Source organism: Clostridium paraputrificum, from assembly GCF_900447045.1.
In the GTDB taxonomy this organism is placed as follows: Bacteria; Bacillota; Clostridia; order Clostridiales; family Clostridiaceae; genus Clostridium; species Clostridium paraputrificum.
Map to the genome: position 1 here is coordinate 1181290 of NZ_UAWH01000014.1, position 14907 is coordinate 1196196.

Genomic DNA, 14907 nt, shown 5'->3' on the forward strand with positions numbered 1-14907 from the left:
TATATGAGAAGTGAAAATATTCAAAGCCAAACAATAGGTGCAATTACAGAACATGTGAATAATTTAAGAACAGGAGAGATGATTTCAAATTTAGCTCAAATAGCCGAAGAGAGAGTAAAGAATTTAAATTTCCAAGATGTATGCTTTAATAATGCATTAAATAAAGTTGAGGAAATTAGAAAAAATGTAGCTACACCATCTAAAATATTAGGTAGTGACTTAACTAAGCATGGCGAAATAGCTGAAATGGTTGAAGTAGGAATAACTAATGCACGAAATGCTTTGAAGGGGTTGGAGGATTCTGCTACATTTGAAAATGTTGGTAGAACAGCTCCGGAAGATTATTTAATGAATGGAATGAAGGTACAGTCAAAATTTATTAATGGGACTAATAATACCTTGAAACATATATTAGAGCATATGGATAAGTATGAGTATTTTGGACGTGATTCTAGCTCTTTTTATCATATTCCTAGAGATCAATATGAAGTAATCATGAAAGTTGTTAATGGAGAAGAAGTTAGTGGATTAAGTGAAAGATCTATAAAAGCCATATTAGAAAAGGTTAACCAAATTGAAAAAAGTTCTGGAAAACCTTTTTCCGAAATAATTAAGCCAGCTATTTCAAAATATAGTGAAGTACAAACAAATAAGGTTAATGAAACTCTAGATAGACATACAGAAGAATTAACTAATGATAATGATGAAATGAAGAAAAATATAAAACAAGAAAGTAAAAAGAAAGCAGATGTTGCAAAAGAACAGGGACAACCTTCATTTGGGGAAGCCACTAAAGTTGCAGGAATAGCAGCGGTAGTTAGTGGAGGCATGACGTTAGCTATTAATGTATATAAAAAAAGAAAAGAAGGTAAAAGTTTTTCGGATTATTCATTAGAGGACTGGAAAGAGATTGGAGTAGATGTAGGTAGTAAATCAATAAAAGGCGGAGTTACTGGATATGCTGTATATGGATTAACAAATTATACTACAATGTCAGCTCCAATGGCAGGAGCATTGGTATCAGCAACATTTGGGGTAAGTTCTTTATTATCTGATTATAGAAATGAAAGAATAGGTTTTGAAGACTTTGTTGAGCAAAGTGAAGCTTTATGTTTTGAAACTAGTTTGGTTGCTTTGGGTGGAGCAATAGGGCAATCGGTAATACCTATTCCAGTGGTAGGAGCTGTTATAGGCAGTATTACTGCAAACATATTAGTTGAATTAGGTAAAAACACATTAAATGAAAAAGAGCAACAAAAGATTAATGAGTATAAAAAGAGATATTTTTATGCAGTAAAAGAGTTAGATTATAGATTACAGATAGAATTTGAAAAGATAGTGTTTAAGTTCAATAAGCTAGGGGATATAATGGAATTTGCTTTTAATTTTGATATAAACTCAGAGTTACGCTTTTATAAAAGTATAGAGCTAGCAACGGAGTGTAATGTTAAAGAGGCAAAAATTCTTAAATCAATGAATGATATAGAGAGTTATTTTACAAATTAATTTGGTTTCAGGTAAAAATTAAAGAACGTAGATGACTAATAAATTATTTTGTATAATATGTATATCAAAAAAGTAGTCTAATTTGTAGAATTAGTAAAAGTATAGTATGATATTTATAAGCGAAAGATGGAAATGTCTTTCGCTATTTTTTGTTTATGGGGGGATAATATGTCTTTTTTAAAGAATTTATTAGATATTAGAGAAATAAAAGGTCCAGAGTTTTATAAAGATTTTGAAAGTGAAAATAAGCAATTATATGATCTTGAAGAGCTATTTTCTAGAGTAAAAAGCGAAAAAAGAAAGAAAATACAAAGAGACATAATAAATCTAAAGATAGGTCTAGAAGGGGAAAGAGCAGTAAGCTATGAGCTAAAGAATTCTTTTATTCCAATGATTTGTTTACATGATATAAGAATTGAAAATGCTGGTTATGTTGCTCAAATGGACTATATCTTGATTACAGAATATTTTATTATGGTACTTGAAACAAAGAAACTTAATGGAGATATTGTAATAAATGAAGCTGGAGAGTTTATAAGAAGATTTAAAACTAAAGAAGGAAAGGTCTTCAAGCAAGAGGGAATGTATAGTCCAATTGCTCAGAATGAAAGACATATAAGAATACTAGAAAATTTCTTAAAGGGTAATGGAATTATTAAAAGAGTGCCAATTTATTCTACAGTAATAATAGCAAATCCTAAAGCTATCATTAATAGAAGTAAAGCACCTTATGCTATAAAAAATGGAATTTATAAATATGATCAAATAACAACTATGTTAAAGAAAAAGATAAGTAAATGCCAAAAGGATGGCAAGATGTTTGAAAGCCACATGGTTAAAATAGCTGAATTCTTATTAGAGAATAATAAGGAGATAACTTTTGATTATAATGCTAAGTATGGATTAACAGAAGATGATTTTAAAGAATCTATAATTGAAGAGGCTTCTGAAGAAGCTTTGGTAGCTGAAGAAGTCACTGCTAGTGAAGCAGTTGAAAATGAACAAGTAGCAGCAACTGAGGTTATGGAAGAAGAGAAAGCTGAAGAGCAGGTAGTAGATAATGCAAGTGATTTATATGAAGAGATAAGAAAGTATAGATATAATAAAGCAAAGGAAGAGGGGAATAAGCCATATTTTCTTTTCAATAATAATACCTTAGATTTATTGGTTAAGGAAAGACCAAGAACAAAAGAAGAACTTCTAAAGATTCAAGGCTTTGGACATGTTAAGGTAGACAAGTATGGTGATGACCTTTTAAACATAATAAATAAATATGTAAATATATAAATAGAGATGAAAATCCTTTTAGAGTTATTCTAAAGGGATTTTTATTTTTAAATAAAACATATACATTTTCAAAATTTATTTCATAAAAATCCATTCAAACCCGCATTTTTACTATAACTTCTTAACTTCTTATCTTCTTAAGAAGTTAAGAACATAAGAAGTTAAGAAGTTAAGTTTTTTCTTTATCTTTAGTATGAGTGGGATGAATATTTGTTTTGATGTGACTTGGAGCTTTGTAATGGTATGGATAAAAAAAGTGACTTCTTCCCTAAACAGGGGGAGCCACTTTTTTAAAAGTCAACATTTTTTAGATTAATCTTGTACTTCTCTATTTGATTCTATAGTTTTATGTTTTCCAATTGGTTTAACGTTTATATTAGATCTGTATTCTGTTTCTGCCCAGTATATATTTTCAGCAACTAAAGCTTCAGGGTTTAGTTCAACTCCATCTAAAATTATTTCTTTAAATCTATGATATCCAGCTCTATCTATTAAGTGGCCTCCATGTAAGTATTCAGGTTTATAATCCAATGCCCAAGCAGAAAACTTTTGCCAGTTTGCAAACATTCCTAATACTACATCTTCAGTAACAAAGTTTAAGAAAGTTTTACCCATTCTAGGAGTTTGTTTTCCTGTTCTTCCACCTATAACAACTCTATAGAATTTTTGAGGACTTCTTGTCCATGCACTTGCAGGGCAAGCTAGAACACATTCACCACAACCAACACAGCAGCATGGGTCTTTATCTACAAGTCCATTTTTATTTAAACTTAAAACTCTAGTTGCATGATGCTCACATGCTTTTACACAAGCACCACAACCAATACATCTTTCAGGATGATATATCATTCTAGATTGACCAATAACACCAAAGTCTTGGAAATGAGCCTTAGCACAATCATTTGGACAACCTGATACTGAAACTTTAATATGGTAATGAGAAGGGAAGACTAGGCTTTCTATTTTATTTGCTAAATCCTTAGTGTTAGCATTTGCTTTTATACAATGAGAATTACCTATACATGCCATAACATTTCTAGCACCTATTGTAGGATATCCATTTTCATCAACTGTCATATTACAGTTACATTCATCAACTTCAACTTCTTTTAAATAATTAGAAATATACTCATTAACAGAAGGGATGTTTTCATATTTAATTCCTGGGATACTGAAGGTTTGTCTCATTCCCATATGAAAAGTACCATTTCCATAAGTTTCTGCAATATATTGAATATCACTTAAATATTTAGCATTAACAAGACCTCCTGGTACACGCATTTGAAGCATAAACTCTCCAGGAATCTTTGATTGACGAAAACAATTTAATCTAACCTTTTTAATATCTATATCATGATTCATAAAAGTATCCTCCTAATCTAATAATGATTTAGCCTTAGTATAGTTAAATACAGGGCCTTCTAAGCATACATAAGTTTCATCAATTCTACAGTGGCCACATTTACCAACAGCACAAGACATTTTTCTTTCAAATGATACCCAGATTTTTTCTTCAGGAACACCAAGTTTTAGCATTTCAAGAGCTGTAAAGTGCATCATTACTGGTGGCCCAACTATAACAACTTCATAGCTATCTTTAAAAGAGTCTAAAGGAAGTTTTGATAAATGTTTAGTTACAAGACCTTGTTCCCAACCATCTTTTTCACCCTTATCTAGTGTATATATTGTATTAAATTTCTCTCTCCATTTATCTAATTCAGGTTTGAACAATATAGAATCTATATCTTTAAAGCCAAAGATTAAATTTAATGATTTAACATAATCTTCTTCAATATAAAATTTATTAATCATACTTCTTACAGGGGCAACTCCTGTACCACCAGCAATTATAATTAAATTTTTATTTTTAAACTTTTCAACTGGCCAGCCTTTACCATATGCTCCTCTTAAGAAGATTTTATCTCCTGATTGTAATTTGAAAAGCTCATCAGTTACCTTTCCAACAGATCTTATTGTAAAGTCCATATAACCTAGTCCGAATCCACTTACGGAAATAGGAGCTTCACCAATTTTAGGAAGGGATAGCTGTAGGAATTGTCCATGTTCAGGAACTATATCAGTTGCAACTCTAAAAGTGTATTCATGGTTAGTTTCATGAGTAACACTAATAATTTCATATGATTTAGGTGTTAATATATTGTTTTCCATATTATTTTTCCTCCATAATTTCATTAACTGCATTATTTACTTTGTTTATTGTAGCTGTAATTGAAATATGTTCAGGGCATCTATCAGTACATCTGCCACAACCAACACACATATGCTCATCTCCAAATTGAGCTTTATAATCATGAATTTTATGAAGAACTTTATATCTCATTTTATCTGCCTTAGTTGTTCTAAAGTTATGTCCTCCAGCCATTTCATCAAAACCATCTATGTGACAAGATGCTTGTACTCTTCTTCTTTCACCAATTTTACCTAAAGAATCATATACAATATCACGTGTAGTATAGCAAGAACATGTGCTACATGCTATTGTACAACTTCCACAACCAAGGCATCTTTTATTGTATTCATTCCACATTGGATGATTTTTAAGTTTTATTAATATTTCTTTATCATTAATTTCAGGGATTGTTACTTTTGCTTCATTTTCTTCAATAAATTTTAGTTCAAATTCTTCTTCTGTTTTAGCATTGAAAAATTTACTGAATTCCTTGTCTTTAACATCAAACAGTAAAGAAGATTCATTAAATCTTACAGCTAAAGAGTAATCATCAGTCTTATTACTGTTCATTGATACGCAGAAGCAAGTGTCAAATCCATCAACACATTCAATACAAATAAATTTAACTCTTTCTCTTATCCTTTTATAGAAGGTATCTTCAAAGTTACCATTGTGAAGATAAATCATATCTTGTCTTCTTTGTGCATTAATATCACAAGGTCTAGCAAAAATTAGTATCTTTTTGTTATGACCTATAGAACTTTCTCTAAATTCATCTTCTGTAAAGTAATAAAGGGTTTGAGTAATAGGAGTTATTACTTCCTTTACTGGATAGTGTGATTTTTCCTTAAACTCAATTTCTTCTACAGTAGAAACTTCATCATACTTTATAATGTCTGTATCTGAGTATCTACCTTGTTTTTTAAATCTCTTTGGTGCATAAATCTTGTATTCTTTCTTTAAGTCTTCAAATAAAGCATTTACTTCTTGGAATGATAGATTATATCCCATATGATACCTCCTAAAATAGTTTATTTTTTAACAATGTCTACAATTTGATTATATAGCTACATATGAAAAAAATATAATATCAAAAAAATATGGTAATCATAAGTAAAACCTATAATAAAAATATTTCATTTGGATAGACTCTAATTCCATCAATAATACTGTATAGTAGAATATAAATTAAAATGGTAAAATATACATATAAAGTCTATATTAAGGAGAAATGCTGTGGATATAAACAAAAACTTAATAATGGTCAAAAATAAAAATGGAGAATTTGAAGATAAAACTCAAAAGATACAATGGATAAATGATTATAAGGATACGTGGGAGCGTAAAATTACATATACAAACGAAAAATCATATACCTACAACTACAACAATGTCCAATGGTTTAAAGATCCTACAGAAATAGATTGCAAATCTAATGTAGTATTCCACAAAGGAGAACCAAGAAATGGAGCATTAAAAATCCTAGATTTTAATGAATATATAAAACTCTTTTTTAAAAATGATTACACTGAAACCTATGAAAAAAGATACATAAGGATAGAAAAGTCATCTCTAGACAGTGCAAAATCTAAAAGTTGTTTCAAGTATTTAAAGCATCTATCATCCCTAATAAAAATAGAGGAAACAAATTTCCTAGAAAAACAATATGAAAAGATGGATTTTATAAGTCCTAATAGTGTTTTATCAAAATATCTTCATGGTGAAAATCCAAAAGAAAGAAAAAAATATGATAGTTTTATATATCCCTTTGGCTTTAATATAAGCCAAAAAGAGGGCACAGAAAAGGCTCTAAATAGTGAAATTAGTATAATTGAGGGGCCTCCTGGTACAGGTAAAACTCAAACAATTTTAAATATTATATCCAATGCAATAATTAATAATAAAACTGTAGGGGTTGTATCAAACAATAACTCTGCAACCTCAAATGTTATAGAAAAGCTTAATAAATATGGTGTTGGCTTTATAGCTGCCTTTCTTGGAAATACAGAAAATAAAGAGAAATTTATAGATGGCCAAGATGGGGCTTATCCTTCTATGGAGGGGTGGTTCTTTAATTTTAGTGATGAAAAGGAACTTAAGAACAAGCTACTTCAGGTAGAAAAGGATTTAAACCAAATGCTAAATAGAAAAAATGAATTGGCAAAGCTAAAGGAAGAACTAGATGGAATAAAAGTGGAGAAGGAGCATTATTTAAGCTCTACTGAAAAGCCTAATATACTTCCTTATAGGAGCTTGTATAGAAAAACTCCAGATAGAATACTTACTTTATGGAATAATATCCAGTATCACATAGAGAATAAGGGGGATTTTACTACCTTAGATAAGGTTAAGTATTTAATTAAGTTTGGTATATATTCCTTTAAGTTTTATGATAACCCTAGTGAAGAGGTGGTTTTATTATTACAGAACTTATATTATGAGATGAAAATTGAAGAGCGTGAGAAAAGAATTACTGAAATAAGCAAGTCCCTAAAAAGATATAAGTTTGAAGATAAGATGAAGGAGTATACTGACCTTTCTATGAAGTTATTTAAATCTAGTTTGTATAAAAGAAAGGGAAACAAAAGTGCAAGAAGTAAGTTTTCTAAGGATGATTTATGGAAAAACTTTGGGGATGTGGTTAAGGAGTATCCTGTAATTTTAAGCACCACTCATTCCTTAAGAAATTCCATAGGGGAGAACTATTTATTTGATTATGTAATTATAGATGAATCCTCTCAAGTGGATATTGTTTCAGGAGCTTTAGCCTTATCTTGTGGGAAGAATGTTGTAATTGTTGGAGATGAGAAGCAATTGCCTAATGTGGTATCTGATGATTTGAAGGTTAAAACAAATGAGGTGTTTTATAGCTATGATTTAGATGAAGCTTATAATTATAGTGAAAAGAGCCTTCTTACTTCTATAAAAACCTTGTATCCAGAGGTTCCTTATACTCTTTTAAAGGAGCATTACAGGTGCAATCCAAAGATAATAGGCTTTTGTAATGAGAAGTTTTATAACGGAGAGCTTATTCCTTTAACTGAAAATAATATAGATAATCCTCTAATGGTTTATAAAACCGTGGAGGGAAATCATGCTAGAGGTAAGTTTAATCAAAGAGAGCTTGATGTTATCTTTGATGAGGTAATTCCTAAGGAAAACCTACAAAATTTAAATGAATCCATAGGGATAATATCTCCCTATAGACTTCAAGCTGATGAGATTAGAAAGTATATTGGTGATTTAGATATTGAAGCAGACACTGTTCATAAGTTTCAAGGTAGAGAAAAGGACAACATTATAATATCTACAGTTTCTAATGAGATGAATGACTTTATTTCAAATGCTAATTTAATTAATGTTGCAGTTTCTAGAGCTGTTAATAGGTTAATTCTTGTGGTTTCTGGAAATAAGGAGTTTATTGAAACTGAGAGCAATATTGGAGATTTAATTAGATATATTAGCTACAACAATGTGGAGTGTATAAAGGAAAGCAAGGTTAACTCTATTTTTGATTATTTATATAAATCCTATAATGATAGAAGGTTAGAGTTATTAAAAAACACAAATAAGTCAAGGTATGATTCTGAAAATCTTATGGTAAATTTATTAGATGGTATTTTGGAGGATGAGAAATATTTAAGCATAGGTTATGATATGCATTATCCTTTGAGAAACTTAATAAGGGATACTTCCTTACTTAATGATAGAGAGAAAAGCTATGTAGAAAATATTAATACTCATGTGGATTTTATATTGTTTAATAAGCTTGATAAATCACCTATTTTAGTTATTGAGGTTGATGGCTTTAAGTATCATGATGAAAATGAAGTTCAGCTAGAACGTGATAATATTAAGAATTCTGTTTTGGAAAAGTATGAGATTCCTTATTTAAGGTTGAAGACTAATGGTAGTGATGAAGAAAAGAGGATAAGAGAAGCATTAATATCTTAGGATAAGAGGTGAATAATATGGCTATGTGGAATCCTTGGCGTGGATGTAAAAAGTGCAGTGATGGATGCAAGTTTTGTTATATTCATAAGGGAGATTATAAAAGAAAAGTAGATACTAGTAAAATAGTTAAAACAAAAGATTTTTATAAGCCTATAGAGAAATTAAAAAATGGAACTTATAAGATTAAGTCAGGAATAGTATATCTATGTTTTTCATCAGACTTCTTTATTGAAGAAGGTGATCCTTGGAGAGATGAGTGCTGGAATATGATAAAAGAAAGAAGTGATTTAACTTTCTTATTTCTAACTAAAAGAATAGATAGATTTAAGGATTGTATTCCTGATGATTGGAATGAAGGGTATGATAATGTAGTAGTTTGTTGTACTGTTGAAAACCAGAAGAATGTAGATTATAAGCTTTCAATTTTTAGGGATTTCCCTGCAAAGCACAAATGTATTACTGCCCAGCCACTACTGGAAGAAATACATATTGAAAAATATTTAAAAGATATTGAACTTGTTGTAGTTGGAGGAGAGTCTGATTATAATTCAAGACCATTAGATTATGATTGGGTTCTTAATATTAGAAATCAATGTATGGACGCAAATGTGAACTTTGAATTTAGACAGTGTGGCACACACTTTATTAAGGATAAAAAATTATATAAGCTGCAGGTAAAGGATTTATGTAAACAAGCCAAATTAGCTAATATAGATTATAAAGCAACTTAGAAATATAAACTACTTCTAAAATTAGAGGTAGTTTTTTATTATTTCCTTACCTTTAGTGCGAAGGGAATAAATATCTATCATACTTTTTGTGTTTAGAGTAAAAAAATTACCACTTACTTTTGAAAAATTACCACTTGTTTTACTTTTGTTTACAAAAAGATACCATAAGTTATAATTTATATTGTGGAGTGTGAGGAGATGAAAATAAGGATTGAAGTTGATGAGAATATTCAAGATGATGAAGTTATCATAAGATGTGCTAATTTAAATGAAGATATACAAAATCTTCAAAGTGCAATTAAAGATGCTTTATCTAAAAAGAATAGAATAATATTCTACAAAGATAATACACAGTTTTATATATCTTTAGATGAAATATTGTTTTTTGAAACAGAAGAAACAAGTATTAGTGCACACACATTAAATAATGTTTATGAGGTTAAATATAAGCTTTATGAGCTAGAGGGAATATTGCCTAATAATTTTATGAGGGTTTCCAAATCAACAATACTAAATGTAAATTATATTTATTCCATAACTAGAAATCTTACATCCTCAAGTCTTGTTGAATTTAAGAACACACATAAAAAGGTTTATGTTTCAAGATATTATTATAAACCATTAAAAATTAAGTTATTAGAAATGAGGAGATAAAATGAAAAAGGAAAGAGTTTTTTGGGGTCTATTTCTTGTAATAGCTGGAATAGTCTTAGTTGTTAGTAAGCTTGGATATTTTGCAGGCGTTAATTTGTTTAGTTTAGTTGCTACAGTATTTTTAGTTGCAATTATTATAAAAAGTGTATTTAAGATGAATTTTGCAGGCATTCTATTTCCATTAGCATTTATAGGAATACTTTTTGATGATCAGCTTGGAATTACTGCAATTACTCCATGGACAGTATTAATTGCTGCAACATTAGGAAGTATAGGGCTATCAATTATATTCCCTAAGAAAAAGAAATGGTATGGTAGAAACTATGATTATGATTGTAATGTTATTGATGTAGAAGATGATAGTCATATTAAGTTGGAAACTTTATTTTCTGGCAGTACTAAATATGTAAATTCTGACTCATTAGAACAAGTAGATCTAAAATGTAATTTTGGTGGTAGTACAGTATATTTTGATAATGCAAAGCTAAATGGTGGAAAAGCCATTGTAAGGTTAGATGTTAACTTTGCTGGTGTAGAATTATATGTGCCTAAAACATGGACTGTTGTTAGCAATGCAAATGTATCTTTAGGTGGAATAGATGAAAAGAATAAAGGAATAGGTAATGGAGAAAATATATTAACTTTAGTTGGAAATGTTAGTTTCTCTGGTATAGAAATAATTTATATTTAAAGGTAATAAAGCTACTTCTAAGAAATTAGGGGTAGCTTTTTTAATTTCCTTACCTTTAGTACGCGTGGGGGGGATATTTGTTTCCATGTGACTTGGAGCGTAGAGACGGAACAAACAAAATAAATATCCACTCCACCTTTTTTATGCAAAGTTCAAATTCTAAAAGGAATTTTATATAGCAATATAGAATTATATATTTAAACAGATAATATTTTGAAGGGAGAGATATTTATGGAAATGAAGAGAGTTTTAATACCTGTTGATGGAACTGAAAGGAGTATGCATTCTCTAGATTTTATTAAAGGTATATTTCCTAAGGATTCAGTTCACATTACCCTAATGAATGTTAAAGAGTTAGTTTTTATTAATGGTATGGCAGTAGCTGAAGAGCTTAAGGATGCTCAGGAAATTGGACAACAAATACTTGATAAAGCAGCTGGAAGAATGCAGGGATATTCCATATCAACATACTTTACCTTTGGATATGCAGGAGATGAAATATTAAAGAAAGCAAAAGAAGATAAAACAAATGTAATAATAATGACTAAGTCAACTAAGAGTGCATTAATAAGAATGATAGGATCAACAACATCACATGTAGTAAAAGGAGCTAAATGTGTAGTGATGATAGTCCCAGAATAAAAAGAGGTTGTTCACGCAACCTCTTTTTTAATTTCCTTATCTTTAGTATGAGTGGGTGGTTATTTGTTTTGATGTGACTTTGGAGCATAGCGACGGAACAAGCAAAATAAATACATACTCTACTTTTTATAGTTATTATAACTTCAATTTAGATAATAAAAAATTTCATAAAATGAAATTTTTAAATCTTTTTTCTGTAAGGTGATATATTATAGACATCCAAAGAAAACATTTACAGAAAAGAGGTATGTATATGAAGAAAAATGCAGTAGTTATAGTAGGTGCAGGAAGCACACACACACCAGGAATAATTCAAAGTTTATTACAAAAGAAGGATGAATTTCCTTTAAGAAAATTAGCTTTATTTGATATCGATGAAAAGAGATTAAATTTAGTATATGATATCATGAAGCAATTCATTAATGAAACTTATCCAGGTCTTGAGGTTGTAGTTACAACAGACGAAGAAGAAGCTTATACAGATATAGATTTTGTATTTGCTCAAATTCGTCAAGGTGGATTAAAGTTAAGAAGTTCAGATGAAAAGATTCCATTAAAATATGGAGTAGTTGGGCAAGAGACTTGTGGTCCTGGAGGATCAATTTCTTATGGAATGCGTTCAATTCCAGCTATAATTCATATCATAAAAATGGCAAAAAAGTATTCTCCAAATTGTTGGATTTTGAATTATTCAAACCCAGCAGCAGTTGTTGCAGAGGCTACAAGAAGAGAGTTCAATAATGAAAGAATACTAAATATATGTGATATGCCAACAGCAATTCTGTTATCTTACTCTAAGATGTTAGGCTTAGATAGCTGGCAATCACTAGATCCATGTTATTTTGGATTAAATCACTTTGGGTGGTTCACAGCTTTATATGATAAAGAAGGAAAGGATCGTTTACCAGAATTAAGAGAAATGATATTAACTTCTGGTATGACAGCTTGCAGTGATAAGCATCATAAAGATAAGGATTGGCAAAAAACATGGAAGCAATATGCAGAGATAGTTAAGGATTATCCTGACTTCTTACCAAACAGCTATCTTCAATACTATTTATATTCATCAGAAATGGTAGCCAAAATGGATATAAATCGTACAAGAGCAGATATGGTTATAGAAGGACGTGAACAAGAAATGTTTGCAGAACACAAGAAATATTTAGAGTCACCAGAAAGCTACAAGAGTCCATTACAAGAGTTTACAGTATTTGGCGATTTTATAGTTGATGCAGCTTCATCTATTGCATACAATAAGGGAGAACGTTTCTTAGTAATTGTAGAAAATAATGGAGCTATCCCTAATATGCCAGCAGATGCAATGGTAGAAGTACCAGCATATATACGTTCATGGGGGCCAGAGCCAGTGTCAATTCCTGCAATACCAACCTTCCATAAAGGAATGATGGAAAATCAATTAGCTTCAGAAAAATTAGCTGTAGATGCTTATTTTGAAAATTCTTATGATAAAGCATTACAAGCTATAGCTATAAACAAAACAGTACCATCTACAACAGTTGCAAGAAAAATTTTAGATGACTTAATTGAGGCAAACGGTGATTATTGGCCAACATTAAAATAAAGAACGAAAGATAAGGGGGATTTTCATGGATAAGAAAAAAATATTTAGCTCATTTCAAAAACTAGGTAAAGTTCTAATGGCACCTGTTTTACTTTTACCTATTTCAGGTATTCTTGTTGGTGTTGGTAGTGCATTTACAAATGCTAGCTTAGTTGAAGTTGCACCTTTTTTAGGGAATAGTTTCTTTTCTCTTATATTCCAATTAATGAAGGATGCAGGTAACGTTGTAAATAATAATATTTCAATTATTTTTGCTATATGTATTGCGTATGGATATGCTAAGTCTGAAAAAGCTACAGCAGCATTATCAGGTTTCTTAGGATATATGACAATGAATACAATAATGGGAAGTTTTTTAATTGCTAGAGGTGTTATAGATACAAGCAATTTAATAACTGGGCAAAAAGCAATTTTAGGTGTAACTACTTTAGATACTGGTGTATTTGGTGGTATTATAATTGGTCTTATAGTAAGTTATCTTCATAATAAGTATTATAAGATACAATTACCTCCAGTATTAGGTATCTTTAATGGAACACGTTTTATACCTGCAATTACAATTATAGTTTCTAGTTTTGTAGGTATTGGGTTATCGTTTATATTTCCTCCTATACAAAATGCTTTAGAGCTATCTTCTGAATTTATTAATTCAACAGGTGTGTTTGGAGCATTTGTATACGGATTTGCAGAGCGTATGTTATTGCCTTTTGGGTTACATCACTTTATATATCTTCCATTCTTCTTTACATCTCTTGGTGGTGTAATGGAAATTGGAGGTCAAACAGTAGAGGGAGCTGTAAATATATATAATGCAATATTAAATACCCCTGGTGCTATGTTTGATATTAATATAAGTAGATATGTAATGAATGGTAAAGTATTATTTGCTATGTTTGGTTTAACAGGTGCGGCACTTGCAATATATAAGACTGCAAAGAAGGAAAATAGAAAGAAAGTAGCATCTCTTATGATAGCAGCAGTTATACCTTGTGCACTTATGGGAATTACTGAACCACTAGAGTATAGTTTCCTTTTCGTAGCACCTATGCTATTTGGAGTTCATGCTTTATTGTCAGGAATAGCTTATGTATTAACATATATAGTTCAATTTAATGTAGCAGGACCATCAGCCTTTGGAGGACCATTATTATCATGGATATTCAATGGAATATTAAATGCGGATAAGGGATCTAACTGGTATTGGTTACCTATACTTGGAATAGTCTATTTTGCAGTTTACTATTATGTATTCAAATTTGTAATTATTAAATTCAATTTAAAAACCCCTGGAAGAGAAGTTGTAGATGTAGAAGAAAATGCAGTAAGTGAAAGTAATACAGGAGATTTAATTCCTAGAATAGTAGAAGCTGTTGGTGGCAAAGATAATATTTTAAAAGTAGAAGCATGTTTTACTAGATTACGCTTAACACTAAAAGACACCTCGGTAATAGAAAAAGATGAGTATTTCAAAAACGAATTATCTGCTAATGGAATAGTTAAGGTTGCTCAAGGTGTACAAATTATTTATGGTAATAAAGCTTCTGTTTATAAAACTGAAATGAGAGAATATTTAGGTATTGAATAATTACATAAAGATATAGGGTAGTTTATGCTATCCTATATTTTTGTATTATAATATATATTTAATAGTTATAGATAGATAAATGGA

12 protein-coding genes are annotated in these 14907 nt (G+C 30.1%); 9 read left to right on the forward strand and 3 right to left on the reverse strand.

Translation table 11 applies throughout. The features are described 5' to 3' along the window. The first annotated feature begins 3 nt into the window (after positions 1–3). Both DR024_RS10575 and DR024_RS10580 read left to right on the forward strand, forming a co-directional pair. Positions 4–1506: a hypothetical protein gene (locus DR024_RS10575; protein ID WP_111918746.1), complete on the forward strand. Its 1503-nt coding sequence runs from the start codon at positions 4–6 to the stop codon at positions 1504–1506. A 168-nt stretch (positions 1507–1674) separates the two neighbouring features. Beyond that, entirely contained in the window at positions 1675–2793 is a 1119-nt protein-coding gene (locus DR024_RS10580; protein WP_111918748.1) for an NERD domain-containing protein, read from the forward strand. 312 nt (positions 2794–3105) lie between these two features. Here the strand turns inward: DR024_RS10580 and asrC are convergent, their stop codons facing one another. From asrC to asrA, 3 genes are read right to left on the reverse strand one after another with little or no spacing between them, the layout of a single operon-like run. Further along, a complete protein-coding gene (asrC, locus tag DR024_RS10585) occupies positions 3106–4155 on the reverse strand; it encodes a sulfite reductase subunit C (RefSeq protein ID WP_111918750.1) in 1050 nt (349 codons plus the stop codon). 12 nt (positions 4156–4167) lie between these two features. Then, complete coding sequence (asrB, locus tag DR024_RS10590) at positions 4168–4962, reverse strand: anaerobic sulfite reductase subunit AsrB (protein ID WP_111918752.1); 795 nt, start codon at positions 4960–4962, stop codon at positions 4168–4170. A 1-nt stretch (position 4963) separates the two neighbouring features. Next, a complete protein-coding gene (asrA, locus tag DR024_RS10595) occupies positions 4964–5995 on the reverse strand; it encodes an anaerobic sulfite reductase subunit AsrA (protein ID WP_111918754.1) in 1032 nt (343 codons plus the stop codon). 225 nt (positions 5996–6220) lie between these two features. Between asrA and DR024_RS10600 the strand changes: the two genes are divergently transcribed. From DR024_RS10600 to DR024_RS10630, 7 genes are all read left to right on the forward strand, one after another. Continuing rightward, entirely contained in the window at positions 6221–8938 is a 2718-nt protein-coding gene (locus tag DR024_RS10600; RefSeq protein ID WP_111918756.1) for an AAA domain-containing protein, read from the forward strand. 17 nt (positions 8939–8955) lie between these two features. Next, a complete protein-coding gene (locus tag DR024_RS10605; RefSeq protein ID WP_055254298.1) occupies positions 8956–9669 on the forward strand; it encodes a DUF5131 family protein in 714 nt (237 codons plus the stop codon). 198 nt (positions 9670–9867) lie between these two features. Further along, positions 9868–10323, forward strand: coding sequence for a LytTR family DNA-binding domain-containing protein (locus tag DR024_RS10610; RefSeq protein ID WP_055254296.1), 456 nt, complete (start codon positions 9868–9870; stop codon positions 10321–10323). A 1-nt stretch (position 10324) separates the two neighbouring features. After that, complete coding sequence (locus DR024_RS10615; RefSeq protein WP_027097988.1) at positions 10325–11014, forward strand: LiaF transmembrane domain-containing protein; 690 nt, start codon at positions 10325–10327, stop codon at positions 11012–11014. A 231-nt stretch (positions 11015–11245) separates the two neighbouring features. Continuing rightward, positions 11246–11656 carry a universal stress protein gene (locus DR024_RS10620; RefSeq protein WP_111918758.1) on the forward strand — a complete coding sequence of 137 codons (411 nt, stop codon included), beginning with the start codon at positions 11246–11248 and terminating at the stop codon, positions 11654–11656. Between the two features lie 253 nt (positions 11657–11909). Next, positions 11910–13238, forward strand: a complete 1329-nt coding sequence (locus DR024_RS10625; protein ID WP_111918760.1) for a family 4 glycosyl hydrolase — start codon at positions 11910–11912, stop codon at positions 13236–13238. Positions 13239–13263: 25 nt separating this feature from the next. Then, positions 13264–14823, forward strand: a complete 1560-nt coding sequence (locus DR024_RS10630) for a PTS transporter subunit EIIC (RefSeq protein WP_027097985.1) — start codon at positions 13264–13266, stop codon at positions 14821–14823. Positions 14824–14907: the final 84 nt, after the last annotated feature.

What these genes read in the sequence shown, in the direction of transcription:
- DR024_RS10625 (WP_111918760.1), top strand. Translation starts at nt 11,910, where the DNA reads ATGAAGAAAAATGCAGTAGTTATAGTAGGTGCAGGAAGCACACACACA.
- DR024_RS10620 (WP_111918758.1), top strand. Translation starts at nt 11,246, where the DNA reads ATGGAAATGAAGAGAGTTTTAATACCTGTTGATGGAACTGAAAGGAGT.
- DR024_RS10605 (WP_055254298.1), top strand. Translation starts at nt 8,956, where the DNA reads ATGGCTATGTGGAATCCTTGGCGTGGATGTAAAAAGTGCAGTGATGGA.
- DR024_RS10610 (WP_055254296.1), top strand. Translation starts at nt 9,868, where the DNA reads ATGAAAATAAGGATTGAAGTTGATGAGAATATTCAAGATGATGAAGTT.
- DR024_RS10630 (WP_027097985.1), top strand. Translation starts at nt 13,264, where the DNA reads ATGGATAAGAAAAAAATATTTAGCTCATTTCAAAAACTAGGTAAAGTT.
- DR024_RS10575 (WP_111918746.1), top strand. Translation starts at nt 4, where the DNA reads ATGAGAAGTGAAAATATTCAAAGCCAAACAATAGGTGCAATTACAGAA.
- asrC (WP_111918750.1), bottom strand. Translation starts at nt 4,155, where the DNA reads ATGAATCATGATATAGATATTAAAAAGGTTAGATTAAATTGTTTTCGT.
- DR024_RS10615 (WP_027097988.1), top strand. Translation starts at nt 10,325, where the DNA reads ATGAAAAAGGAAAGAGTTTTTTGGGGTCTATTTCTTGTAATAGCTGGA.
- asrB (WP_111918752.1), bottom strand. Translation starts at nt 4,962, where the DNA reads ATGGAAAACAATATATTAACACCTAAATCATATGAAATTATTAGTGTT.
- asrA (WP_111918754.1), bottom strand. Translation starts at nt 5,995, where the DNA reads ATGGGATATAATCTATCATTCCAAGAAGTAAATGCTTTATTTGAAGAC.
- DR024_RS10580 (WP_111918748.1), top strand. Translation starts at nt 1,675, where the DNA reads ATGTCTTTTTTAAAGAATTTATTAGATATTAGAGAAATAAAAGGTCCA.